Here is a 24786-nt window from a genome sequence, read left to right as displayed (position 1 = left end):
ACTCATGGGATCTAAACCTGTTATTGAGCAAAATCTACTCGACCTTTGTCGGCGACTCATTATGCAAGGCGCCTACACCCAGCAAGTGGCATTACAGCGCGATCTTGAACAACGGATTGGCCGCGTTAGCTTAGCCACTATTTCCCGGCTACTGAAACAGCTAGGAGTAGTAAAGATCCAAAATGCGCGGGGACAGCGTATTTATGCTATTGATGGGTCACAGCTCCCCCTCGTCACCCCTCAGCATCCTCTCGCGGAAATGGTTATCGATATCGTACATAGCAACAATTTTGTATTGATTCATACTGCCCCAGGATATAGCCAGGCCATCGCTAGACTGATTGATTGCCAACACGCCGATGAGATTATCGGCGTCGTTGCCGGTAACGATAACGTCTGGATAGCCCCAAAAGATTGTCAGCGTACCGTCCAGCTCTGTCATGGGTTACGCCATTGGCTATGTGTTGAGAGAAAAAGTGAAGATTAGCTATTTTACCCACCCCTCTCTCTGCGTATAATGTCGAGCATCTAGCATAGAGAACGATCATAATGCCTATTTATACGCGAACACTGCATAGCCTTCACCTACCAGAATACGGGAATACGTGCCGTGGTTCTCTAAGCCCCATTATTCAGAAAGAAGCTCCTATTTTAGGAGCTTTTTTTTTGTCAGAACCTAACCCTGTTGAGGATGTAACCTGTGGCTAACCCCCTTTACGGAAAACATATTATTTCCATCAATGATTTCTCGCGTAGCGAGCTAGAGCTGGTACTCGAAACAGCTGCCTTTTTAAAAGCGAACCCACAGCCAGAACACCTGCAGCATAAAGTGATCGGTAGCTGCTTCTTCGAAGCCTCAACGCGAACGCGCTTATCATTTGAAACCGCTATTCAGCGCCTAGGTGCCTCGGCAGTTGGCTTTGCAGACGGAGGGAATACCTCATTAGGTAAAAAGGGGGAGACGCTAGCCGATACTATTTCCGTCATCAGTCAGTATGTCGATGCCATCGTGATGCGCCATCCACAAGAAGGTGCCGCGAGGCTAGCCACTGAATTCTCGGGCCACGTTCCAATCTTGAACGCAGGCGATGGCGCTAATCAGCACCCGACACAGACTTTGCTAGACCTGTTTACCATCCAAGAGACTCAACACAGCCTCGACCACTTGCATATTGCGATGGTCGGTGACTTAAAGTACGGTAGAACCGTGCACTCGCTCGCACAGGCTCTGTCTAAATTTTCCGGTAACCATTTTTATTTCATCTCCCCTCAGGCGTTGGCAATGCCAACGTATATCACGGATATGCTTGAAGAAAGTGGCTGCCCGTGGTCGCAGCATGACAGTATCGAAGAAATTATTCCTCAGGTCGATATTCTGTATATGACCCGCGTCCAAAAAGAACGCTTAGACCCCTCTGAATACGCCAATATGAAAGCGCAGTTTATTTTGAATGCTGCACACTTAACTGTCGCGAAAAGTAATATGAAAGTACTCCATCCGCTGCCTCGCGTGGACGAAATCGCTACTGATGTCGATGAAACGCCCCATGCGTGGTATTTCCAACAAGCTGGGAATGGCATCTATGCGCGGCAAGCTCTATTGTCGTTGGTCTTAAATCATTCGTTAGTGGGAGAGGCATAATGAATCAGGATAAATTACAAGTTGAAGCGATTAATAACGGTAGCGTGATTGATCATATTCCCGCCCACCTCGGATTTCGTTTGCTTACGTTATTTCGTCTTACCGAGACAGATCAGCGCGTTACGATCGGCTTAAATTTACCGTCCGGGGAAGGAAAAACAAAAGATCTTATCAAGATTGAAAATACTTTTTTGACCGCCGATCAAGTTAATCAACTCGCTATTTATGCACCCAATGCAACGATCAACAATATCGAGAATTTCAAGGTCGTCGCTAAATTACGCCCCACCCTGCCTGAGGAAATTAAGGCGGTACTGGTATGCCCGAATGCCAACTGCATCAGCCATAACGAACCCGTAGACTCGCGGTTTGCGGTAAGGAATCGTCGTAACGATGTGTATCTCTGCTGCCATTATTGCGAGAAAGAGTTCTCACGTCAGGCAGTGATTGGACACTGGTAAACATAATTACCGGCTCTATAATGAAAACTTACGCTATTCGTTAACGTCATGAGGAAGCAGTATGTCACGTGAAATTAATACCCAACATGCGCCCGCCGCGATTGGACCCTATGTACAAGCTGTCGATCTAGGTCAGCTGGTCCTCACTTCAGGCCAGATCCCTGTCGATCCTAAAACGGGAGAGGTTGCGGCAACCATCGCTGCTCAGACGCGCCAATCACTCGACAACGTGAAAGCGATTATCGAACAAGCGGGACTGAGTGTAAAAAATATCGTGAAGACGACCGTTTTCGTCAAAGACCTCAACGATTTTGCCACCGTCAATGCTACCTACGAGCAATTTTTTACTGAACACGACGCGCCATTCCCTGCCCGGTCTTGTGTAGAGGTTGCGCGTTTGCCTAAGGATGTTGGTATCGAAATTGAAGCGATAGCCCTACGTAGCTAACGTTTTATCAAGCAGAGGCCTTTTACTCTGGCCTCTGCCACTGGAGTTTCGTTCCAAAACCCAATTGATTATCCGTCATTTTTAACCTATCGATACGCAGTTCCCACAGTGGAGCGATTTTCTTTTTAGCGATGGGAAAACGCTGTTGATACATATCTAAGCCCCGCTGATAATCATCGTCCTGGACCAGCGTGATTCGCCCCTGAAACTGCACCCCTTGCAACATTGCCACCGATTCGGTTTGCTCGCTGACAGTCCCTACAACCCGTGAAGAGGCAACCATCAATTGACCATGCTGGGTGCTCGGTTCTGTCATGATCCAAAAACTGATATTCTTTGTATCAAGTACATAAAAACAGTTGGCAGCCCAACAGTCATCGCCACTATACGTGCACAGCGTTAGGACATGTTGGCGCTCGAGATACTGAAGACAATGTGACAACTCATTCACTTAGGAACTCCTTACCGTGCAGCTTACTACGCAAACCGAATGCGTCGACCACAAATGGCATCTTTACCTTGTACAAACGGCTAAGGGCGCGCTCTATACAGGGATCACCACTGATGTCATACGCCGTCTTGCCGAGCACGAGAGTGGACGGGGTGCTAAAGCACTACGTGGGCGAGGGCCTTTGACGCTCGTTTTTCACCGAGCGGTTGGCGATCACGCTCATGCGCTACGCCTAGAATACCGAATAAAACAGCTTACTAGGCGGCGCAAACTCGATCTTATTGACCAGCAGCCTTTGGATATTAATGCGTGGTTGGTTCAGTGAGCTCTGTGCGAGGTAAGGTCAATACTGCGCTGAGTTGCGCGGCGCCTTGCTCCTCAAGAGGATAAACAACTACCGCTTGTGATGCTGGCGCGTCCAGAGTTAAGCCTTGCGCATGTTGGAAACCTTGTTTATCAAGCCAGTCAATTTCTTGGTAACCCACAGCTGCCCGATAGCTAAATTCATTTAAGCTATCTAACCCCTCAAAGAGTAAATCTTTCGCTACCGATGTCGAAGCATAAAGGGGATCAATTGCCATCGCGCTAATGACAACCCAGTGCTGCTCCTCACCATTAACCAGTATGGGGCTGAATGCAATATAGCCTAATATCTTACCTTCTTCGTCGGTGGCTACGACTCCCAGCGTAATTAGCCCATCCTCACGTAAAGCTCGGATACGTTCTGCAAGCTGTGGACGGTCGATACCATGACGAGTCAGTGCATCAATCCCTGCAGCGTCGAGACCAATTTCAGTACGAAGGAGCATAATTTTTCCTCAGCTAGGCGTAGAGATTCAGACAGCGAATAACAAAGGGGTCATTCACCCTCAGTTATCTTATTGAAAATCAGCATAGCATACTCCATCGTATCGCGGTAATGGCTCGCAACAACCATCAAGGTCAACGAAAAGCCGTTCTCTTCCAACCGTTCGCACAAACTGTGAGTCGCATTTAATTGGCGATGCGTAGAGTGTAGTATTGCAAGCCCCCCTCTACTCGAAGGTGCACAATGTCTGACAATCGACCCTTTAAATTATCGGTATTAGATCTCGCCCCTATTCCTGATGCTCATACGGCAAGGGACGCCTTCAAGCGCTCACTCGCCTTAGCCAAATTTGCTGAGCAAGCAGGGTTTCACCGTTACTGGCTGGCCGAACACCACAATATGCCTGGTATTGCTAGTGCGGCAACAAGCGTATTGATCGGCCATCTCGCGGCTCATACTCGTACTCTACGCTTAGGTTCCGGGGGGATCATGCTACCTAATCACTCCCCTTTAGTGATTGCCGAACAATTTGGAACCTTAGAATCGCTTTACCCCGGCCGGATCGATTTAGGGATTGGCCGCGCACCGGGGAGCGACCAGACAACGATGCATGCGCTACGTCGTCATACATCTCCGCAAATGGAGGAGCGTTTTCCAGAAGATGTGAGACAATTAATCACTTGGTTTGATGCATCTGACAACGAAAAATTCGATGTGCAGCCTGTTCCCGGTGTCGGATTATCTGTTCCGGTATGGTTATTAGGCTCTAGTATGTACAGTGCCCAACTCGCCGCAAAGCTAGGGCTACCTTTTGCCTTTGCCTCCCATTTTGCGCCAGATGTAATGAGCCAAGCTATCGCGCTCTACCGCGAGGCATTCGTGCCCTCGGCACGGCTCTCGCAGCCGTATGTCATGATTGGCGTAAATATCATTGCCGCCGAAAGCCGAGCACGGGCACGCTTTCTTTTTACTTCACAGCAACAGCAATTTATTCATTTACGTCGTGGCGTACCAGGGAAACTCCCTGAACCAGTGGAAACGATGGATAAAATATGGACCCCTGCGGAGAAATTCGGGGTTGAGCGAGCATTAAGTCTTTCACTTGTGGGCGATCGTGCAACGATAACCCATGGCCTACAGACCTTACAACAGCAGTATCAGGTCGATGAAATCATCGTTAATGGCCAGATTTACGATAATGATGCTCGGATCTACTCTTACCAACTTGCGATGGAGGCTCATCAAGCCTTGCATCGGTTATCGGCATAAAAAAAGGGAGCCTATTGGCTCCCTCATTAGTAATAATACTTAATGCTTAACGGCGTGGTTCTTCACGGCGTCCGCGATGACCTTCACCACGGTTACCTTCATTACGGTTTCCACCGCCGAAACGACGTCCACCTTCACGACCGCCGCGACCTGCTCCAGCGCCAGCACCATCACGGCTTCCACCGTCACGACCACCGCGTCCACGACGTGGTTCGCCCGGCTGAGCATCACCCATTAATTGCATGTTCATCGGTTTGTTAAGGATGCGTGTCTTCGTGAAGTGTTGCAGGACTTCACCAGGCATTCCCTTAGGTAACTCGATTGTTGAGTGACCATCAAACAATTTGATGTTGCCGATGTAACGGCTGCTGATATCGCCTTCGTTAGCGATAGCGCCAACGATATGACGAACTTCAACACCATCGTTGCGGCCAACTTCGATACGGTACAGCAGCATATCACCGACTTCACGACGCTCACGACGTGGACGATCTTCGCGTGGACCGCTATCACGGCTAGGGCCACGGCGATCATCACTACGACGCTCATCACGACGGTCGTCACGATCACGGAACTCACGACGTGGAGGACGAGGTGCTTCAGTAGGGACGATCAGTGAACGCTCGCCCTGAGCCATTTTCAGTAACGCTGCAGCTAAAGTTTCCATATCGAGATCTTCTTGTGGCGATAGCTTAGTCAGCAGGCCACGGTACAGATCTAAATCACTGCTTTCGAGTTGTTGCTGTACACGTGCCGCAAATTTCTCTTGGCGGCGAGTACTCAGCAGTTCAGCATTAGGCAGCTCGACTTCAGGAATCGTCAGCTTCATCGTACGTTCGATATTACGCAGTAAACGACGCTCACGGTTCTCAACGAACAGTAAAGCGCGACCCGCACGACCCGCACGGCCAGTACGACCAATACGGTGAACGTAAGACTCTGCGTCTAATGGAATGTCATAGTTTACAACGAGGCTGATACGCTCAACATCTAGACCACGCGCCGCAACATCGGTCGCAATCAGGATATCTAGGCGACCGTCTTTCAGACGCTCAAGAGTTTGCTCACGCAGCGCTTGGTTCATATCGCCGTTTAGTGCAGCACTATTGTAGCCACTACGCTCTAACGTCTCAGCAACTTCGAGAGTTGCGTTTTTAGTACGAACGAAAATAATCGCTGCATCGAAGTCTTCGGCTTCTAAGAAACGAACGAGCGCATCGCTTTTACGTCCGTATGCAGTCCAGTAAGATTGGCTGATGTCAGGACGCGTCGTTAAGCTCGATTGGATACGAACTTCTTGTGGGTTCTTCATGAAACGACGAGTAATACGACGAATCGCTTCTGGCATAGTTGCCGAGAACAGAGCCGTCTGATGACCTTCAGGGATTTGCGCCATGATGGTTTCAACGTCTTCGATGAAGCCCATACGCAGCATCTCATCGGCTTCATCCAGTACTAAGCCACGCAGATTAGAAAGATCAAGAGTGCCACGCTTTAAGTGGTCAAGTAAACGGCCCGGTGTCCCGACAACGATTTGTGGACCTTGGCGTAATGCACGCAGTTGCACGTCATAACGTTGGCCACCATACAGTGCCAATACGTTTACGCCACGCATATGCTTTGAGAATTCGTTACATGCTTCACCAACTTGGACCGCTAACTCACGAGTAGGCGCTAGCACCAAAATTTGAGGTGCTTTTAAAGTTGGATCGATGTTGTTAAGGAGTGGCAGCGAGAACGCTGCAGTTTTTCCACTTCCGGTTTGGGCCATACCCAATACATCACGACCCGCGAGTAGGTGTGGGATACACTCGGCTTGGATAGGTGATGGTTTAACGTAACCCAAGTCATTCAATGCAGAAAGAATGAATTCGTTAAGGCCTAGATCGGAAAAAGTGGTTTGAATATCAGTCATGTAGTACAAGTGCCTCTTAGATTGCGGCGGCCAGTCTACATAACTCGTCATGAAAACTTTCAGGTCTTTTCATTGATAAGTGTGAACCGGCTCAAATTAGAAGTTTTTGACAAATAAAACACCCTCACCGTGAACGGTGATGGAAATTTAATTCCTAGATGAAAAATATTGTCAGCTATTGCTGGTCAGATTCTGATAAGTCGTCTTGTGCTTGGCCGAGTAGCGCCAGCTCCAACAATGCATATCGGTGCTCAACGAAGTTATTTACGTTGTTAGCGACCGTCAGTTTGAATAACGCTTCTGCGTTATCCTTCTCCCCCAGACTTAGGTAATATTTACCTAAATAGAAGTTGGTTTCACTGAGATGTTCAGCGAGCGAGGTGTTATCCGTAGCATCTTCCTGTAGGCTCTGTATCAGCTGCTTTTCGCTGATCTTCCCCAGGTAGAATTCGACAATTTTCCATCCCCATAGATCTTTTTTCGCTGCATTATAACGTTGTAACAATGCAGAATTAGCTTTCTTAGCATCAATTTTCTGTTCCGCTAAATAAAGCCACAAACTTCGAAAAGGATCATTAGGATCGTCGTGATAAAACGCCAGCAAATCATCTTGCGCTAGCTTATACCGACCACCGTAGTAAAACGCGATGCCGCGGTTAAGATGCGCATAATTGTAAGTTGGATCAAGCTCCAGTACAGAATCAAACGCTTCATAGGCAGCATCATAGTTGCCTGCCTGCGTAAGATAAATACCTAAATAATTGAAGACTTCAGGCATATCAGGTCTTATAGACAGTGCTTGGGAAAAATCGTTCCGTGCAAGTGCCCGCAAACCTAAACTATCATACAACACTCCGCGCTCATATAACAACTGCGCGCGTTCATCTTCTGTTAGTGAACGACTGGCAAGTATTTGTTCCATACGAGCAAGCATCACTTCTTGTTGCAACGTCGGCTGTAAGGGAACGGCTAATACTTCGTCCTTACGCCAGTTTGCGTTGCTACATCCAGCCAGCAACAAAGCTGTCGCAATAAAACCCCAGCGTAAATAAGGCTTCATTCTTCCACTCCCAGGTACCAGCATGCGGATGCAGTCAACATTAGGGTGTCTCATTAATTTGACACCCTAAAAATAAATCCTGCTTCGTTATCGAAGCAGGAAAGAGTAACGAACCTTATTCAGCGTCAGTAGTTGGCGCTTCAGTCGCTTCGTTAGACTCAGTCTGTGGTTTTTCCACAGCTTCTTTGATACTTAAACGTACGCGGCCTTGACGGTCGATTTCCAACACCTTGACAGGAACTTCTTGTGCCATTTGCAGGTAGTCAGAAACTTTCTCAACACGCTTGTCGGCGATTTGAGAAATGTGTACCAGACCTTCTTTACCACCACCGATAGAAACGAACGCGCCGAAATCTACGATACGAGTAACTTTACCTGGGTAAATACGACCAACCTCGATATCTGCGGTGATTTCTTCGATGCGACGGATAGCTTCTTTTGCTTTGTCACCATCAGTTGCGGCGATTTTCACGGTACCATCGTCTTCGATTTCGATAGTAGTGCCGGTCTCTTCAGTCAGTGCACGGATCACTGAACCGCCCTTACCGATAACATCCTTGATCTTATCTGGGCTGATACGAATGGTATGGATGCGTGGCGCGAACTCAGAGATATCACCACGGTGCGTACCGATCGCTTCTTCCATCACGCTTAGAATATGTAAACGAGCGCCTTTTGCTTGGCTAAGAGCCGCTTGCATGATTTCACGCGTGATACCTTCAATTTTGATATCCATCTGCAGCGCAGTGATACCTTCGCGGCTACCCGCGACTTTGAAGTCCATATCGCCAAGGTGGTCTTCGTCACCTAAGATGTCAGACAGTACGACGAAACGCTCATCTTCTTTAACCAGACCCATCGCAATACCGGCTACCGCGGCTTTGATTGGAACGCCAGCGTCCATCAGTGCTAAGGATGCGCCACAGACAGAAGCCATTGAAGAAGAACCGTTCGATTCGGTGATTTCCGATACGACACGAACAGTGTACGGGAACTCGTCTTGCTTAGGCATAACGGCCAAGACACCGCGTTTTGCTAAACGACCATGACCAATTTCACGACGCTTAGGCGAGCCGACCATTCCAGTCTCACCCACTGAGTACGGAGGGAAGTTATAGTGGAATAGGAACGAATCAGATTTTTCACCCATCAGCTCATCAAGGTTCTGCGCATCACGTGCAGTACCAAGCGTTGCCGTAACTAGGGCTTGTGTCTCACCACGAGTGAACAGTGATGAACCGTGTGTACGTGGCAGAACGCCAGTACGTACATCTAGGCCACGGACCATGTCTTTTTCACGACCATCAATGCGTGGTTCACCATTCAGAACACGGCTACGCACAACGTTTTTCTCGATCGCGTGCAGGATATCGCTGATCTCGCCTTCGTCTAAGGTTTCATCTTCCGCTAATAAAGCTGCGGTCGTTTCACCTTTAATAGCGTCGACTTGAGCATAACGCTGTTGTTTTTCAGTGATACGGTAAGCTTCGCTTAAACGGCTCTCCGCCAGCGCTGCGATACGGCTGTTAAGGCTTTCGTTAACAGCTTCTGGCTGCCAATCCCAACGTGGTTTGCCCGCTTTCTCAACGAGTTGTTTAATATTTTCAATAACAACTTGTTGTTGGTCATGACCGAAAACAACCGCGCCTAACATTTGGTCTTCTGACAGAATTTCAGCTTCAGATTCAACCATCAATACGGCATTTTCGGTGCCCGCAACGACGAGGTCTAAGCGGCTGGTAGCCAGCTCGTCAGCCGTTGGGTTTAAAACATATTGATCATTGATGTAACCCACACGGGCTGAACCAATCGGACCGTTGAACGGGATACCAGACAGTGACAGCGCTGCTGAGGCACCGATCATCGCAACGATATCAGGGTGTACTTGTGGGTTAACGGAAACGACGGTCGCAATAACCTGTACTTCGTTAACGAAACCTTCTGGGAATAATGGGCGTACCGGACGGTCAATAAGACGAGCGATTAACGTTTCGCCTTCGCTAGGACGACCTTCGCGACGGAAGAAGCTGCCTGGGATACGGCCTGCAGCGTAAGTACGCTCTTGGTAGTTGACGGTCAATGGGAAAAAGTCTTGGCCTGCTTTCGCTTTTTTCTGGCCTACAACAGTAACGAATACACAAGTATCGTCCATGCTTACCATCACGGCTGCGGTCGCTTGACGCGCCATCATGCCAGTTTCGATGGTTACGGTATGTTGACCGTATTGGAATTTTTGAATTGTCGGATTAAGCAAAATCATTTCCTTTATCGAGGAGTGTGAAGCAATAAGTCATCGTTATGGTGAGTGGTTTGCATCCTCGCGACTAATGATAAGGTTCATGGCCTTCATAACCCCTGTCATTAGCCGCGCGAATCGTGCAACTTTTTTTCACTCAACAACAGTATAACACTCTAGCGTCTGTTACAAAATGGACAACTAGTATTCAAAAAAAGGGGCCTTGTAGGCCCCTTACACACAAAGTGTGGTGTAATCTTAACATTGATTCTGCATTTTGTATAAATACAAGGCAGTTTCGCGCAAAGATTTTAACTTAGCGACGCAGACCTAGGCTTGCAATCAGGTCAGTGTAACGCTGAACATCTTTACGCTTCAGGTAATCCAGTAGCTTACGACGTTGTGAAACCATACGCAGCAGACCACGACGGCTGTGGTGATCTTTCTTGTGCTCGGAGAAGTGACCTTGCAGGTGAGTGATTTGCGCGGTTAACAGAGCAACTTGAACTTCAGTTGAACCACTGTCGTTAGCATCACGACCATATTTAGCAACAATCTCAGCTTTAGCTTCTACGCTTAGAGACATAATATACTCCAATAAATTTAAATGAATTCGAGCCGCCGATCTCTAATTCAGCGACCCACTTTTAGCGCAGCCATTCTACTCTGGGCGGCGCAAGAGTGCAAACGACTCAGAGAGGAAATTCCACGACTAAACGTTTTGGTGCAACGCGACCTTGATCATCGATCTGCGCCATACCAAGGAACTTGTCCGTTTCAATTTCAAACACTCGCACCAAACCATCGCTGGGTGCGCCTGCGGCCTGAACGGCTTGCCCTAATTTAAACCAATGACTACTCACTTGCGGTAAATGAACCATCGGGTAGGCTGCCGCCGGCGTATCCATCGATAATAATAATGGGTCCAACCTTTGGGCTGCAGGCCTATCCTCAGACTCAGCTTCGGCTACCCACTGTTGGAGTTGTGCCAGAGTTACCATCTTTTCCGCTGGATAACGATCGACTTGCAAGCGACGTAACATGCTCACATGCGCGCCACAGCCTAATAGCTCACCTAAGTCATCAACGATAGTACGAATATAGGTGCCTTTCGAACAATGGATTTCGAGCTCCAGCTCTTCCCCTTCCCACCGAATAAAGAGTAATTCATACACGGTGATAGGACGGGCTTCACGAGGCACGGTGACTCCTTGCCGCGCATATTCATAGAGTGGCCGGCCTTGATATTTCAAGGCAGAAAACATCGTTGGCACTTGCTGAGTATCACCTCGAAAGTGTTCCAAGGCTTGCTCAAGCTGCTGTTGCGTAAACTGGATTGGTCGCTCTTCGACGATATTGCCGTCGGCATCAGAGGTATCGGTGCGCTGACCTAATCGAGCAATGACGCGGTATCGTTTATCTGCATCAAGCAGGTATTGTGAGAATTTTGTCGCTTCACCCAAGCAAATTGGTAGCATACCGGTTGCCAAAGGATCTAAGGCACCAGTATGACCCGCTTTGTTCGCGTTATAGAGCCGCTTAACTTTTTGTAGGACATCATTCGACGACATGCCTTGTGGTTTATCCAGCAGCAACACACCGTGAATATCGCGTCCGCGACGACGTGGACGACCCATTAGTCCTCCTTATCCTCGCTCTCGTCCTTCACGTGACGTTCGTTATCTTTATTTACGACGCTAGTGACGAGATTCGACATGCGCATCCCCTCGACTAAGGAGTTGTCATAAAAGAATGTCAGTTCAGGAACGATACGTAGACGCATCGCTTTACCCAGTAAGGTCCGGATAAAACCAGACGCGTCTTGCAGCGCTTTCACGCCTTGCTTCACGGCGTCTTCGTCTTTATCGTTTAAAAACGTTACAAATACTTTTGCGTAGGCAAGGTCGCGTGAAACGTCAACCCCTGAAACAGTGACCATCATTCCAACGCGAGGATCTTTGATTTCACGTTGAATAATAAGCGCCAATTCTTTTTGTAATTCTTGAGCGACGCGCTGTGAGCGTCCAAATTCTTTTGCCATTTTTTTGTTCCTCTCAAACAATTCGGGAGGCCAAAGGCCTCCCAAATACTGCTAGCGTTGCTAACAATTAATCGATAGTACGTTTGATTTCAATGATTTCAAAGACTTCGATTTGGTCACCCGCGCGGACGTCGTTGTAGTTCTTAACGCCAACACCACACTCCATGCCGTTACGCACTTCATTGACGTCGTCTTTGAAACGACGTAATGATTCGAGCTCGCCTTCGTAGATAACGATGTTATCACGCAGAACACGGATTGGATTATGACGCTTGATGATCCCTTCAGTAACCATACAGCCGGCGATCGCACCAAACTTAGGCGATTTAAATACATCACGAACTTGTGCCAAGCCGATGATCTGCTGTTTGTACTCAGGCGCTAACATACCGCTCATCGCCGCTTTAACTTCGTCGATCAGGTTATAGATGACGGAGTAATAACGCAGGTCTAAGCTTTCTGTATCGATGACACGGCGTGCAGACGCATCAGCACGAACGTTGAATCCGACCAGGATTGCATTAGAAGCAGCGGCTAAGGTTGCATCAGTCTCGGTAATTCCACCTACACCTGAACCAACGATTTTTACTTTCACTTCATCAGTAGACAGTTTCAGTAAGGAATCGCTAATCGCTTCAACCGAGCCTTGAACATCTGCCTTCATAACGATATTTAGCTCTGAAACATCGCCTTCAGTCATGTTAGCAAACATGTTCTCCAGCTTAGATTTCTGCTGACGTGCTAACTTAACTTCACGGAATTTTCCTTGACGATACAGGGCAACTTCGCGCGCTTTCTTCTCATCACGCACAACAGTCGCTTCATCACCTGCAGCAGGCACACCAGACATCCCGAGGATTTCAACCGGGATAGATGGACCTGCGGTCAGTACTTCACGACCTAGCTCGTCACGCATCGCACGAACACGGCCGTATTCGAAACCACAAAGGACGATGTCGCCTTTGTTTAACGTTCCTGCACGGACCAGCACGGTAGCTACGGGACCACGCCCCTTGTCTAGGAAAGACTCGATGACTACACCGCTTGCCATACCATTACGGTTAGCTGTCAGTTCTAACACTTCGGCTTGTACCAAGATAGCTTGCAGTAAATCATCAATACCTGTACCCGCTTTCGCCGATACATTTACGAACATGTTCTCACCGCCCCACTCTTCCGGCACGATACCGAACTGAGTTAGCTCGTTTTTAACACGATCTGGATCTGCTTCTGGCTTATCACACTTGTTCACTGCGACAATCACTGGCACGCCAGCCGCTTTCGCATGCTGAACGGCTTCGATAGTTTGTGGCATCACGCCATCGTCAGCCGCGACAACAAGAATAACGATATCCGTCGCTTGAGCACCCCGTGCACGCATTGCGGTAAACGCGGCGTGTCCTGGAGTATCTAAGAAGGTGACCATACCATTGTCTGTTTCAACGTGGTAAGCACCGATATGCTGAGTAATCCCGCCTGCTTCGCCGGAGGCAACACGCGTTGAACGGATGTAATCCAGTAATGAGGTTTTACCGTGGTCAACGTGACCCATAATGGTGACAACTGGCGCACGCGGCTCTAATTCTGCCGTAGTACCTGTATCACGATCACTCATTACCGCTTCTTCTAACTCGTTTTCACGGCGTAGAATAACTTTATGGCCCATTTCTTCAGCAACCAGCTGCGCCGTTTCTTGGTCAACAACTTGGTTAATAGTCGCCATAGCGCCCATTTTCATCATCACTTTGATGACTTGTGAACCTTTAACGGCCATTTTGTTAGCGAGTTCAGCAACGGTAATGGTTTCGCCGATTTGCACGTCACGGTTAACCGCTTGAGCTGGCTTGTTAAAGCCTTGCTGAAGAGTACTTTTACCGCGTTGCTTACCTTTACCACCACGTCCTGCCGCACGAGCTTCTTCACGGTCAGTCTTCGCTTCAGAGTGCTTATTGCCTTTCTTAGCACGCGGCGCTTTCGCAGGACGGCTACGCGTACGGCCGCCTTCTACTTCGCGATCATTTTCGTCTTCAGCTTGGCGAGCATGCTGTGAAGTGGTCACATGATAGTCAGTATCTTCTTCTGTCTTCTGACTCGCTTTTGCCCACTCTTCGCCTTTTTCTTCTGCCAGGCGGCGAGCTTCTTCAGCGACACGCTGCGCTTCGGCTTCGATTTTACGGCGCGCTTCTTCTTCAGTTTTACGCTTCAACTCAGCATTTTCGGCTTCGCGGCGTGCTTTTTCTGACTGTGCGTCTTTATTCATAGTTTGATTCTGTTGGGTCACTTTATTTGATTCCACCGCCTGACGTTTAGCGGCTTCTTCCGCCTCACGCTTAGCTTTTTCTTCCGCTTTACGCTTCGCTTCTTCAGCCGCCAGCTTGGCTTGCTCTGCCGCTTGCTGCGCTTTTTCTTCCGCTTCACGTTGTGCTTGAGCTTCTGCTTCTGCCTGAGCTTTACGCTCTGCTTCAGCATCTTCTTTCACATAAGTGCGTTTTTTGCGGACTTCGATCTGTACCGATTTACTTTTTCCACCGGTACTCGGGACGTTAAGCGTACTACGAGTTTTACGTTGTAGCGTCAATTTACTTGACGCTGTATTTTTCTGATGAGCGCGCAAGGTATCTTGCTCTTCTTGCGTCACAGAGTCGTTGTCGGATTTACGAATACCCGCATCAGCCAATTGCTGGACTAAGCGATCGACCGGAGTATTCAGTTGTGTTGCTAACGCTTTTACTGTTACATCAGTCATGCAATTCCTTCCTGTGTGTTATGCGTCGTCGCCAAACCAGCAGATATTACGAGCCGCCATAATCAACGTACCGGCTTTTTCTTCGTCCAGTTGTTCGATATCTGCTAGATCGTCAACACCTTGCTCCGCAAGATCTTCCAGGGTGGAAACACCAATAGCTGCTAAACGATTCGCTAAATCCGGAGTCATGCCTTCTACGCCCAGCAGATCTTCTGCCGGTGGTTTAATGGCTCCGCCTGTCGCAGAATCTTGAGCTATGGTGGTCAACGCAGTCTTAGCGCGTTCACGCAAAGCTTCTACCATCTCTTCGTCAAGGCCATCAATGTCCAGTAGTTCATCAACCGGAATATAAGCCAATTCCTCGAGAGAAGAGAACCCTTCTTCAACTAGCACGGTGGCAAATTCTTCATCAATATCGAGATATTTTGTGAAGGTTGCAATAGCGGCATGTGCTTCTGCCTGGTGCTTAGCTTGTAAATCTTCAACCGTCATAACGTTCAGGTCCCAGCCACTCAGTTGAGAGGCTAAGCGAACGTTTTGTCCATTACGTCCGATCGCTTGCGCTAAAGTGCTCGCTTCAACGGCGATATCCATGGTGTGGTTATCTTCGTCGACCACAATCGAGGACACATCCGCAGGAGCCATCGCATTGATGACGAACTGCGCAGGATTATCATCCCACAACACGATATCAATACGCTCACCGCCTAATTCGCTGGAGACCGCTTGAACACGTGCGCCACGCATACCTACACAAGCGCCGACTGGGTCGATACGCTTATCGTTGGTTTTCACCGCAATCTTCGCCCGTGAGCCAGGATCACGCGCAGCTCCCTTTATCTCGATAACTTCTTCACCGATTTCAGGAACTTCGATACGGAACAGCTCAACGAGCATTTCGGCTTTTGAACGAGTAACGAAAAGCTGAGCACCGCGAGCCTCAGGACGTACCGCGTATAACACACCACGAATTCTATCGCCTGCGCGGAAGTTTTCGCGTGGTAACATGTCTTCGCGTAAAATCACGGCTTCAGCATTGTTACCCAAGTCTAGGATAATATTATCACGATTCACTTTCTTCACGATCGCGGTGATAATTTCACCTTGCTGCTCACGGAATTGGTCCACGACCAACGCCCGCTCTGCTTCGCGAACTTTTTGAACGATAACCTGTTTTGCCGTTTGAGTAGTGATACGGTCGAAGGTTACCGATTCGATTTGATCTTCAACGTATTCGCCGAGCTGGAAGTTTTCGTCTTCGTAACGCGCCGCATCTAGCGTAATTTCACGCGTAGGCATGGTGACTTCGTCGACGATTAACCAGCGACGAAACGTATCGAAGTCGCCGCTACGGCGATCGATTTCAACGCGGACTTCGATTTCTTGCTCATATTTTTTCTTAGTTGCCGTCGCTAGCGCGCTCTCTAAAGCTTCAAAAATTTTCTCACGCGGCAGTGATTTTTCATTCGAAACGGCTTCTACAACCGCTAAAATTTCTTTATTCATCCTGGTTAGCCTCAATCAGAACGTTTAAAAACGAGGGATAATGTTTGCTTTCTGAATATTGCTCAGTGCAAACACTTCGTCTTTGCCATCAACGGACAATGTGACCATCTCACCTTCAACAGATTTGATAGTCCCTTGCCATTTGCGACGATTTTGTACAGCGATTCGTAATACCACACTGACATCTTGGCCAGCGAAACGTTCATAATGCTCTACGGTAAATAACGGTCGATCCAGCCCTGGGGAAGACACTTCAAGGTGATAAGCCACGGTAATTGGATCTTCAACGTCCATCACAGCACTGACTTGATGGCTGACGTCTGCACAGTCATCAACATTAATACCATTTTCGCTATCTATATAGATACGAAGCGTTGATGTGCGAGCACGCACAAATTCTATTCCTACCAACTCGTAACCCAGCGCTTCGACTGGTGCTGAGATCAACTCTGTTAACTTCTGTTCTAACGTGGACAAAGCCACCCCCAAGACATAAAAAAAGGGCTAACGCCCAGTATGACAACGCTTTTCTGATAATAAAAAACCCCGAAAAATCGGGGTTTTTATCAGAATCCTGTATGGGCCTGTCGAAGACAGGAGCCATTTTCGATAGACATTTTTCTAAAACCCGTCGTATGAACGACGTCGATTTGGAAAAAGAACTAGGAAAATGGTTGCGGGGGCCGGATTTGAACCGACGACCTTCGGGTTATGAGCCCGACGAGCTACCAGGCTGCTCCACCCCGCGTCCGAAAAACAGGTCAATATTACGCCTAGTAGAGGACAAAAGCAAATTTAACTGAAGGCGCGGTGAAGAATATGACTCAGCTACGCCGCGTATAAAAATTTGTTTCTACAATAATGCCTGTAATTATCTAACTCTGTTAAAAAGATTAAATATATAAATTATGCTCATACATAACTTAGTATTAATCTATTAATTTTTTTCACTTAACATTCATAGTGAAAAATACGACGATTACCTCTCATCTCCTAGTAGTAAAATGCTAACAAAACCGTACAGTGATTTATCACCGTTTATTTACCGTTTAATTGAATACAAACACTCTATTATCGAAATTAAGTAATAAGAAAAATACATTGCGAGGCGGACTCCCCCTCTAACACTCCATATTTCAAGGAAGATATATGCGTGATTTTTTGCCGTTCGCTAAGCCCGCGTTCGATGAAAAGGAATTGCTTGCAGTTAAAGAAGTGCTCGACTCAGGCTGGATTACAACCGGCCCGAAAAATAGTGAGCTTGAAGCACTCTTTCGTGACTACACCGGTAATAGACACGCTATCGCCGTCAATTCAGCAACGGCAGGTATGCACGTTAGCTTATTGGCATTGGGTATCGGTCCAGGAGACGAAGTTATTACGCCCTCTTTTACTTGGGTCTCCACGGTCAATATTATCGAAATGATCGGTGCTACGCCTGTTATGGTGGATGTTGACCCTAATACGCTATTAGTCAGTCCTCAAATCATTGAAAATGCAATTACGCCAAAGACTAAGGCAATAATCCCGGTACATTTTGCCGGCGTTCCTGTTGATTTATCCGCTATTTACGATATCGGTAGACGTTACCGACTTCCTATCATTGAAGATGCTGCGCACGCTTTAGGAACCCACTATCATCAACGCCGTATTGGCGCACAAGGTACTGCGATATTTTCTTTTCACGCTATTAAAAATATTACCTGCGGCGAAGGCGGCTTAATTATCACGGATGATGATGAATTTGCCGAACGCGTCAGAGGCCTTAAATTCCATGGTCTAGGCCTCGATAACAACTCGCATTCAGGGTGGGGGCGCTCACCTCATGCTGAAGTGCTACAGCCAGGGCTAAAGTATAATCTTGCGGATCTCAATGCCACGATTGCCATCGTACAAATGCAGAAGTTGCCTGCCTTTAACGAGCAACGGCGTTCCTTAGCGGAACGATACTTAACGCTATTACAAGATTTACCCTTGCTTCCTCTACATATCCCTAGCTGGCCACATACGCATGCTTGGCATCTTTTTATCGTCCGTGTGGATGAGGCGAACTGTGGTATTCACCGCGATACTCTAATGAAAAAGCTCCATCAACGGGGTATTGGGAGTGGTCTGCATTTTCGTGCGGCGCATACGCACGCTTTTTACCGCCAGAAGTATTGCCATCTTTCCCTCCCACACAGTGAATGGAATAGCAATACCGTCTGTTCTCTCCCTTTATTTCCGGGGATGACAGAAGAGGATATTTTATATGTTAGCCACACAATTCACGATATTTTAAGGTAATGCTATGTCGATAAATTCCCCACTTACCCTCATATCGATTGTGATCCCCGTTTTTAATGAAGAACAATGTTTACCTGAGTTAATAACGCGTACCGTCGCAGTATGCAAAGATCTCAATTACCCTTACGAAATTATCATGGTTGATGATGGAAGTAGTGACCATTCCGTCTCTCTACTTCGTGAAGCGGCAAACAGTGATACGAATACGATTACCGCCATTCTTCTTAATCGTAACTATGGTCAACATGCCGCACTGATGGCTGGCTTTAGTCAGGCTAAGGGCGATTTAATCATCACTCTTGATGCCGACTTACAAAATCCTCCAGAAGAGATCCCTCTACTGATCAATAAAGCAGCAGAAGGCTATGACGTCGTCGGTACCGTTAGAATCGATCGTCAAGACAGCCTGTTTCGTAAAACCGCCTCTAAGCTTATTAACTGTCTAATTCAGCGGTCTACTGGTCAAAATATTGGCGATTACGGATGTATGCTGCGTGCCTATCGCCGCCATATTATCGATGCCATGCTCACTTGCCACGAAAGAAGTACTTTTATTCCGCTGCTCGCGAATACTTTCGCCCGGCGAGTCATTGATGTTCCCGTTAAGCATGCCGAGCGGGAATATGGTGAATCTAAATATACGACAATGCGGTTGATTAATCTTATGTATGACTTAATCACCTGTATTACCACTACCCCCCTACGCCTCCTCAGTATTTTCGGCAGCATTATCGCCGTTATCGGTTTCCTATGTTCTCTCTTCTTGATCACTATGCGCATTATTTTGGGGCCGCAATGGTCGGCAGACGGTGTCTTTTTACTCTTCGCATTACTCTTTATTTTTATTGGTGCCCAATTTATAGGGCTAGGATTGCTCGGAGAATATATTGGCAGAATCTATAACGATGTAAGAGCAAGACCTCGCTACTTTATTCAACAGATAGTGAAATCCACTAAGCAATAATTAATATAGGAATAATAATGAACGCTGTCGTTTTTGCTTACCACGATATTGGCTGTACGGGGATTATTGAGTTACTCAAGGCTGGAGTCACGATTAATGCGATATTTACTCATACCGATAATAAAGATGAAAATATATTTTACCGCTCTGTAGCCAAATTAGCGGCAGAGCATGAAATTGCTGTTTATGCTCCGGATGATGTTAATCATCCGATCTGGATCGAAAAAATAAAATCTATAAGTCCTGATTTAATTTTCTCTTTTTACTTCCGACAGCCTATTAGTCGGCAAATTCTCGACTGTGCCCCTGATCGGGCGTTCAATCTTCATGGATCCCTATTACCTAAATATCGGGGCTGTGCGCCTCTTAATTGGGTGCTCGCCAACGGTGAGTCTGAAACGGGAGTGACTCTCCACCGTATGGTAGAGCAACTTGATGCGGGCGAAATTATTGCTCAACGACAGGTTACGATTAGCGACAGTGACACCGCATTAACACTCCACCACAAACTCTGCCAACTCGCTCACTCGCTTCTCGCAGAAACCTTGCCTAGTCTGCTCCAAGGCCACTACACAGCGATCGCACAGGATGAGTCACAGGCGACCTATTTCCGCCGCCGAACGCCAGAAGATGGACGACTAGATTGGAACCAACCCGCTAGTACTTTGAACAATTTGGTCAGAGCGGTCACTTATCCATGGCCAGGCGCATTAAGCTATGCGGGTAACCAACCGCTTATTGTTTGGCAAGCTGCGATCACCCCTCTCGAACATCATTCGCTACCTGGAACGGTACTATCTGTCTCCCCCTTACGTATCGCTTGTCAGGAAAATGCGTTAGAGATTATTACCGGTCAGCCCTCGCAAGGACTCTATATGCAGGGTTCGCAACTCGCGGAATACTTAGGGTTAGTCGTTGGGTCACGCCTTCAAAATGCTCTACCACGGCGAAAAACAACACGCACGAAAGTACTTATTTTGGGTGTAAATGGTTTTATTGGTAATCATCTTACTGAGCGACTGCTTACCTCAGGTAACTATGATGTTTACGGGTTGGATATTGGTTCAGAAGCAATAGCCCGTTTTTTGGATTCACCACGCTTCCACTTCGTTGAAGGAGATATCAGTATTCATTCAGAGTGGATCGAATACCATATTAAGAAGTGCGACATCGTTCTACCGTTAGTGGCAATTGCCACACCAATTGAATATACCCGTAATCCTTTACGTGTCTTCGAGCTGGATTTTGAAGAGAACTTAAAAATCATTCGTGATTGTGTGAAATATAACAAACGCGTAATTTTCCCTTCAACCTCGGAAGTTTACGGGATGTGTACTGATGAGGAATTTAACGAAAACCATTCGTCCCTCGTCGTCGGCCCCATCGATAAACAACGTTGGATCTACTCTGTTTCGAAACAGTTACTAGATAGGATCATCTGGGCTTATGGCGATAAACATGGCCTGCAATTCACTCTATTTCGACCATTTAATTGGATGGGTCCTCGCTTGGATAGCCTCGATGCAGCAAGGATTGGAAGTTCACGCGCCATCACACAGTTAATTTTAAATCTCGTCGAGGGGACGCCGATAAAACTCATTGAAGGAGGACATCAAAAACGGTGTTTCACCGATATCAACGATGGGATTTCTGCGCTATTTCGAATCATCGAGAATCCGAATAATATTTGCAATGGAAAGATTATTAATATCGGTAACCCACACAATGAGGCTAGCATTAGTCAACTCGCACAGATGCTTCTTACCTGCTTTGAGAAGCATCCCTTACGCGCTCACTTTCCTCCTTTTGCTGGGTTTAAACCGATTGAAAGCCGTCAGTTTTATGGTGAGGGTTACCAAGATGTAGAACACCGTAAACCGAGCATAAGTAATGCGCAGCGCTATCTCGACTGGCAACCGACCATTCCCTTAGCGCAGACCATTGAACGCACGCTCGATTTTTTTCTTCGTTCAGTAACCCTTACAGATGACGGTAAATAAGATGAGACGTGTAGGACTGCGTATTGATGTTGATACACTTCGCGGCACACGGTATGGGGTGCCTTCCCTCCTCACTCATTTAGCGCAACACCAGCTTAGGGCGAGTTTCTTTTTCAGTGTCGGCCCAGACAATATGGGTCGTCATCTCTGGCGGCTGATCAAGCCACGCTTTCTATTAAAAATGATCCGCTCTCGTGCCGCGTCACTGTATGGGTGGGATATTCTATTAGCCGGGACGTGTTGGCCAGGAAAAAAAATTGGCCAGCGCTGTGAGACGATAATTCAGGACACCGCGAAAACTCACGAAGTTGGTTTACACGCTTGGGATCATTACGCTTGGCAGACGCATATCGAGTCGTGGGGTGAACAACAAATTGTTGAACAGCTGACACTCGGCCTTCAGGAACTTTCCCGTATTATCGGCAGGCCTGTCGAATGCTCCGCAGCACCTGGCTGGAGAGCAGATCAACGAGTTATTGAGTTTGAACAACGCTTCGCTTTGCGCTATCACAGCGATTGTCGCGGCAGTGAGATGTTCCGGCCACTCATTTCCTCGGTGAACTTGGCAACCGTACAAATTCCGGTAACGTTACCGACGTGGGATGAAGTCGTCGGCCGTGCTTTACCTGCAAAAGCCTTCAACCGCTACTTGCTTGACAATATTCATCAAGCGAAAGGTGATCCGGTTTACACGATCCATGCGGAGGTAGAAGGAATTGTTGCCGGGAAATATTTCGAGCAGTTATTGCAGATGGCCGCCGATGAAGGCATTACGTTTTGTCCCCTCAGCGAGCTACTCACCGAGCGACTTTCGCCTCTCCCGACAGGAAAAGTCATTCGTAAAAAACAAGCCGGCAGAGAAGGCTGGCTGGGTCATCAGGAGCTGCAATCGTGAGTCGCGTCCGCCTATATTTCCTATTTCTAGCAGCCTTGATCGCACTCTACTACCTTATACCGATTAATGGCCGCCTACTTTGGCAGCCGGATGAAACTCGCTACGCCGAGATCAGTCGTGAAATGTTAAGCAACGGTCACTGGGCGGTACCTCATTTCCTCGATCTGCGCTATTTTGAAAAACCGGTACTCGGTTATTGGATAAATACTATTGGCCAGTGGTTGATGGGAGAGAGTAATCTCGCCGTCAGGGCCGGTGCCATAATATCCACGCTGCTGTCGAGTTTACTGCTTGCGAAATTTGCTGAGTCTTTATGGCGTTGCCGCAAAACGGCTTACCTTACTGCCGTTATCCATCTAACCCTGCTTATTGTATATGGGATCGGCACCTACGCAGTGTTAGATCCCATACTCACTCTCTGGTTCGTGACCGCGATGGTCTGTTTTTGGCAGGCCTATCAAGCTTGCGAACGTGGCAAAAAGATTTGTTACTACGCTCTATTGGGGATCTGTTGCGGGCTTGGCGTGATGACTAAGGGATTTATTGCTCTTGCCGTTCCTGTCATCAGTATCCTTCCTTGGTTGCTTACGGCTCAACGACGCATGGAGATTATCCTCTATAGCTTTCTTGCTATGTTTTGCTGTTCACTCACTGTATTGCCTTGGGCAGTGACCATTGCGCGGCAAGAGCCGGATTTTTGGCATTACTTCTTTTGGATTGAGCACGTTCAACGTTTTGCGCAAAGTAATGCCCAGCATGATGCCCCCTTCTGGTATTACTTCCCGTGGTTTATTGCGGGTTCACTCCCTTGGCTCGGCCTGCTACCGGGTGCCCTATACTATGGATGGCGATATCGAACGATTAAAGCGGGTTATTTATTGGCTTGGACGATCATGCCGTTACTTTTTTTTAGCCTCGCAAATGGCAAGCTACTCACCTATATATTGCCCTGTTTTGCCCCGTTAGCATTATTAATGGCACGTTATCTTCGGGTATCTCTGACGAAAGGGAATACCGCGATTAAGCTAGCGGCTTGGATAAATATCCTCTTCGCCAGTCTAGTGATCATCGCGGCTATTGCGGTATCCCCTTGTGGGGTAATGGATAAGCCCTTCTGGCCGACTACTGAAATAGGGAAGTTTGTATTGGCGCTTTTGGCCTTCGCTGTATGGCTGCTGTGTGCTTACTTAGCCTTGAAGTGCCCACGGTTCGGTTGGCAAAGTCTCGCGTGCTGCCCATTAGGGATAGCGCTAGCCTTTGGTTCAATTACCCCGGCGTCAATCATACTCACTAAAGCCCCACAATTTTTTTTACAGTCTACGGCTCAGGCATTGCGCCCAAGTAGGTTTATTTTAAGTAATGACGTAGGAATAGCCGCAGGGATAGCTTGGCAACTGAAACGCAGTGACGTGATGATGCTTAATAACCGAGGCGAATTGGCGTACGGCCTGAGCTACCCCGATGCACGACATAAATTTATCTCCTTAGCCGACTTTCCCGCGTGGCTAGCTCAACACAGAGCTAGTGGTACGATTTCACTTTTTCTGAAAGTGGAAAATAAAGCACTCCCCCCAAGCCTGCCTCCCGCTGATCGGGTCGTGCAGCAAGGGAGAGTTATCCTAATTCAGTATTTCCCACAATGATCGTCTGGTGGCAATTATTGATAACCAGCCTGCTAAGCGGTATCGCCCAACTCTGCCAAAAACAAGCGGCGTTAAGTATAAATCGGCGTTGGTTTTATATTTGGATGTTGATTGCGCTAGGGCTACTCTCCCTAGCTATGCTGTGCTGGTTACGGGTGTTGCAGATACTGCCGGTAGGTATCGCTTATCCTTTGTTGAGTCTTAATTATCTTTGGGTGGCGTTGATGTCGTACTTGCTATGGCGAGAACCAATCGTCAAACAACAATGGTTAGGTATCCTTTTCATTATTATTGGGACATTTTTATTGGGTACGTCATATTGAAAAGGTATCGCTGGGCCATTACGAGTATTTTTTTAGTGACTATTGCACAAGTTCTACTTCGCTTGGCTATGCATACTGGACCCGATACTTTT

24 protein-coding genes and 1 tRNA gene are annotated in these 24786 nt (G+C 47.6%); 12 read left to right on the top strand and 13 right to left on the bottom strand.

From position 1 onward, the window contains the following. Positions 1-4: 4 nt before the first annotated feature. From HGT70_RS00755 to HGT70_RS00740, 4 genes are all read left to right on the top strand, one after another. Positions 5-487: an arginine repressor gene (locus HGT70_RS00755; protein ID WP_071433691.1), complete on the top strand. Its 483-nt coding sequence runs from the start codon at positions 5-7 to the stop codon at positions 485-487. A 213-nt stretch (positions 488-700) separates the two neighbouring features. Beyond that, entirely contained in the window at positions 701-1642 is a 942-nt protein-coding gene (gene pyrB / locus HGT70_RS00750; protein WP_071433689.1) for an aspartate carbamoyltransferase, read from the top strand. Then, positions 1642-2103, top strand: coding sequence for an aspartate carbamoyltransferase regulatory subunit (pyrI, locus tag HGT70_RS00745; RefSeq protein WP_157725212.1), 462 nt, complete (start codon positions 1642-1644; stop codon positions 2101-2103). Before pyrB ends, pyrI begins: the two co-directional genes overlap by 1 nt. 61 nt (positions 2104-2164) lie before the next feature. Then, positions 2165-2551: a RidA family protein gene (locus tag HGT70_RS00740; protein WP_071433687.1), complete on the top strand. Its 387-nt coding sequence runs from the start codon at positions 2165-2167 to the stop codon at positions 2549-2551. Between the two features lie 22 nt (positions 2552-2573). Here HGT70_RS00740 and HGT70_RS00735 read toward each other — a convergent pair whose 3' ends face one another. Beyond that, positions 2574-3002 (bottom strand): YhbP family protein, encoded by a 429-nt coding sequence (locus HGT70_RS00735; protein ID WP_071433685.1) that lies wholly within the window; start codon positions 3000-3002, stop codon positions 2574-2576. A 16-nt stretch (positions 3003-3018) separates the two neighbouring features. Here HGT70_RS00735 and HGT70_RS00730 point away from each other — a divergent pair, with 16 nt between their 5' ends. Then, positions 3019-3327, top strand: a complete 309-nt coding sequence (locus tag HGT70_RS00730; protein WP_214194620.1) for a GIY-YIG nuclease family protein — start codon at positions 3019-3021, stop codon at positions 3325-3327. Here HGT70_RS00730 and HGT70_RS00725 read toward each other — a convergent pair. Continuing rightward, complete coding sequence (locus HGT70_RS00725; protein WP_071433683.1) at positions 3305-3811, bottom strand: GNAT family N-acetyltransferase; 507 nt, start codon at positions 3809-3811, stop codon at positions 3305-3307. The genes HGT70_RS00730 and HGT70_RS00725 overlap by 23 nt on opposite strands. A 242-nt stretch (positions 3812-4053) precedes the next feature. Here HGT70_RS00725 and HGT70_RS00720 point away from each other — a divergent pair, with 242 nt between their 5' ends. Continuing rightward, the gene (locus HGT70_RS00720; protein WP_071433681.1) at positions 4054-5079 is read left to right on the top strand and encodes a luciferase-like monooxygenase; all 1026 of its coding nucleotides are present in this window, start codon (positions 4054-4056) and stop codon (positions 5077-5079) included. A 46-nt stretch (positions 5080-5125) separates the two neighbouring features. Here the strand turns inward: HGT70_RS00720 and HGT70_RS00715 are convergent, their stop codons facing one another. From HGT70_RS00715 to HGT70_RS00665, 11 genes are all read right to left on the bottom strand, one after another. After that, a complete protein-coding gene (locus HGT70_RS00715; protein WP_071433679.1) occupies positions 5126-6994 on the bottom strand; it encodes a DEAD/DEAH family ATP-dependent RNA helicase in 1869 nt (622 codons plus the stop codon). 16 nt (positions 6995-7010) lie between these two features. Beyond that, positions 7011-7067 carry a protein YrbN gene (gene yrbN / locus HGT70_RS16795; RefSeq protein ID WP_157725418.1) on the bottom strand — a complete coding sequence of 19 codons (57 nt, stop codon included), beginning with the start codon at positions 7065-7067 and terminating at the stop codon, positions 7011-7013. 102 nt (positions 7068-7169) lie between these two features. Next, positions 7170-8054 carry a lipoprotein NlpI gene (nlpI, locus tag HGT70_RS00705; RefSeq protein ID WP_071433677.1) on the bottom strand — a complete coding sequence of 295 codons (885 nt, stop codon included), beginning with the start codon at positions 8052-8054 and terminating at the stop codon, positions 7170-7172. A gap of 115 nt (positions 8055-8169) precedes the next feature. Continuing rightward, positions 8170-10308, bottom strand: a complete 2139-nt coding sequence (gene pnp, locus HGT70_RS00700) for a polyribonucleotide nucleotidyltransferase (RefSeq protein WP_214194619.1) — start codon at positions 10306-10308, stop codon at positions 8170-8172. A gap of 298 nt (positions 10309-10606) precedes the next feature. Beyond that, positions 10607-10876, bottom strand: coding sequence for a 30S ribosomal protein S15 (gene rpsO, locus HGT70_RS00695; RefSeq protein ID WP_071433675.1), 270 nt, complete (start codon positions 10874-10876; stop codon positions 10607-10609). Between the two features lie 106 nt (positions 10877-10982). Beyond that, entirely contained in the window at positions 10983-11927 is a 945-nt protein-coding gene (gene truB, locus HGT70_RS00690; protein ID WP_071433673.1) for a tRNA pseudouridine(55) synthase TruB, read from the bottom strand. Then, positions 11927-12331: a 30S ribosome-binding factor RbfA gene (rbfA, locus tag HGT70_RS00685; protein WP_071433671.1), complete on the bottom strand. Its 405-nt coding sequence runs from the start codon at positions 12329-12331 to the stop codon at positions 11927-11929. Before rbfA ends, truB begins: the two co-directional genes overlap by 1 nt. A 67-nt stretch (positions 12332-12398) precedes the next feature. After that, positions 12399-15077, bottom strand: coding sequence for a translation initiation factor IF-2 (infB, locus tag HGT70_RS00680; protein ID WP_071433669.1), 2679 nt, complete (start codon positions 15075-15077; stop codon positions 12399-12401). 18 nt (positions 15078-15095) lie between these two features. After that, on the bottom strand, positions 15096-16583 hold the full coding sequence (nusA, locus tag HGT70_RS00675) for a transcription termination factor NusA (protein ID WP_071433667.1): 1488 nt from the start codon (positions 16581-16583) through the stop codon (positions 15096-15098). A 24-nt stretch (positions 16584-16607) separates the two neighbouring features. Beyond that, on the bottom strand, positions 16608-17060 hold the full coding sequence (gene rimP, locus HGT70_RS00670) for a ribosome maturation factor RimP (protein ID WP_214194618.1): 453 nt from the start codon (positions 17058-17060) through the stop codon (positions 16608-16610). 194 nt (positions 17061-17254) lie between these two features. Next, a tRNA-Met gene (locus tag HGT70_RS00665) sits at positions 17255-17331 on the bottom strand. A gap of 401 nt (positions 17332-17732) precedes the next feature. On the opposite strand from HGT70_RS00665, the gene HGT70_RS00660 reads away from it, so the two are divergent. From HGT70_RS00660 to arnE, 6 genes are read left to right on the top strand one after another with little or no spacing between them, the layout of a single operon-like run. Then, the gene (locus HGT70_RS00660; protein ID WP_071433663.1) at positions 17733-18869 is read left to right on the top strand and encodes an aminotransferase class I/II-fold pyridoxal phosphate-dependent enzyme; all 1137 of its coding nucleotides are present in this window, start codon (positions 17733-17735) and stop codon (positions 18867-18869) included. Positions 18870-18873: 4 nt separating this feature from the next. Then, entirely contained in the window at positions 18874-19833 is a 960-nt protein-coding gene (gene arnC / locus HGT70_RS00655) for an undecaprenyl-phosphate 4-deoxy-4-formamido-L-arabinose transferase (protein WP_071433661.1), read from the top strand. Between the two features lie 17 nt (positions 19834-19850). Then, on the top strand, positions 19851-21833 hold the full coding sequence (gene arnA, locus HGT70_RS00650) for a bifunctional UDP-4-amino-4-deoxy-L-arabinose formyltransferase/UDP-glucuronic acid oxidase ArnA (protein ID WP_214194617.1): 1983 nt from the start codon (positions 19851-19853) through the stop codon (positions 21831-21833). Between the two features lies 1 nt (position 21834). Further along, positions 21835-22728: a 4-deoxy-4-formamido-L-arabinose-phosphoundecaprenol deformylase gene (gene arnD / locus HGT70_RS00645; protein ID WP_071433657.1), complete on the top strand. Its 894-nt coding sequence runs from the start codon at positions 21835-21837 to the stop codon at positions 22726-22728. Further along, positions 22722-24371, top strand: a complete 1650-nt coding sequence (gene arnT, locus HGT70_RS00640) for a lipid IV(A) 4-amino-4-deoxy-L-arabinosyltransferase (RefSeq protein ID WP_214194807.1) — start codon at positions 22722-22724, stop codon at positions 24369-24371. Before arnD ends, arnT begins: the two co-directional genes overlap by 7 nt. Continuing rightward, the gene (arnE, locus tag HGT70_RS00635; protein ID WP_198363448.1) at positions 24371-24694 is read left to right on the top strand and encodes a 4-amino-4-deoxy-L-arabinose-phosphoundecaprenol flippase subunit ArnE; all 324 of its coding nucleotides are present in this window, start codon (positions 24371-24373) and stop codon (positions 24692-24694) included. Before arnT ends, arnE begins: the two co-directional genes overlap by 1 nt. The last annotated feature ends 92 nt before the right edge of the window (positions 24695-24786 follow it).

Origin of the sequence: Rosenbergiella collisarenosi (assembly GCF_018494085.1) — a bacterium.
GTDB classification, from domain to species: domain Bacteria; phylum Pseudomonadota; class Gammaproteobacteria; order Enterobacterales; family Enterobacteriaceae; genus Rosenbergiella; species Rosenbergiella collisarenosi.
This window is presented reverse-complemented; position numbering and strand designations above follow the sequence as displayed.

What these genes read in the sequence shown, in the direction of transcription:
- HGT70_RS00755 (WP_071433691.1), top strand. Translation starts at nt 5, where the DNA reads ATGGGATCTAAACCTGTTATTGAGCAAAATCTACTCGACCTTTGTCGG.
- pyrI (WP_157725212.1), top strand. Translation starts at nt 1,642, where the DNA reads ATGAATCAGGATAAATTACAAGTTGAAGCGATTAATAACGGTAGCGTG.
- HGT70_RS00740 (WP_071433687.1), top strand. Translation starts at nt 2,165, where the DNA reads ATGTCACGTGAAATTAATACCCAACATGCGCCCGCCGCGATTGGACCC.
- HGT70_RS00725 (WP_071433683.1), bottom strand. Translation starts at nt 3,811, where the DNA reads ATGCTCCTTCGTACTGAAATTGGTCTCGACGCTGCAGGGATTGATGCA.
- HGT70_RS00720 (WP_071433681.1), top strand. Translation starts at nt 4,054, where the DNA reads ATGTCTGACAATCGACCCTTTAAATTATCGGTATTAGATCTCGCCCCT.
- HGT70_RS00715 (WP_071433679.1), bottom strand. Translation starts at nt 6,994, where the DNA reads ATGACTGATATTCAAACCACTTTTTCCGATCTAGGCCTTAACGAATTC.
- nlpI (WP_071433677.1), bottom strand. Translation starts at nt 8,054, where the DNA reads ATGAAGCCTTATTTACGCTGGGGTTTTATTGCGACAGCTTTGTTGCTG.
- rpsO (WP_071433675.1), bottom strand. Translation starts at nt 10,876, where the DNA reads ATGTCTCTAAGCGTAGAAGCTAAAGCTGAGATTGTTGCTAAATATGGT.
- truB (WP_071433673.1), bottom strand. Translation starts at nt 11,927, where the DNA reads ATGGGTCGTCCACGTCGTCGCGGACGCGATATTCACGGTGTGTTGCTG.
- rbfA (WP_071433671.1), bottom strand. Translation starts at nt 12,331, where the DNA reads ATGGCAAAAGAATTTGGACGCTCACAGCGCGTCGCTCAAGAATTACAA.
- infB (WP_071433669.1), bottom strand. Translation starts at nt 15,077, where the DNA reads ATGACTGATGTAACAGTAAAAGCGTTAGCAACACAACTGAATACTCCG.
- nusA (WP_071433667.1), bottom strand. Translation starts at nt 16,583, where the DNA reads ATGAATAAAGAAATTTTAGCGGTTGTAGAAGCCGTTTCGAATGAAAAA.
- HGT70_RS00660 (WP_071433663.1), top strand. Translation starts at nt 17,733, where the DNA reads ATGCGTGATTTTTTGCCGTTCGCTAAGCCCGCGTTCGATGAAAAGGAA.
- arnC (WP_071433661.1), top strand. Translation starts at nt 18,874, where the DNA reads ATGTCGATAAATTCCCCACTTACCCTCATATCGATTGTGATCCCCGTT.
- arnA (WP_214194617.1), top strand. Translation starts at nt 19,851, where the DNA reads ATGAACGCTGTCGTTTTTGCTTACCACGATATTGGCTGTACGGGGATT.
- arnD (WP_071433657.1), top strand. Translation starts at nt 21,835, where the DNA reads ATGAGACGTGTAGGACTGCGTATTGATGTTGATACACTTCGCGGCACA.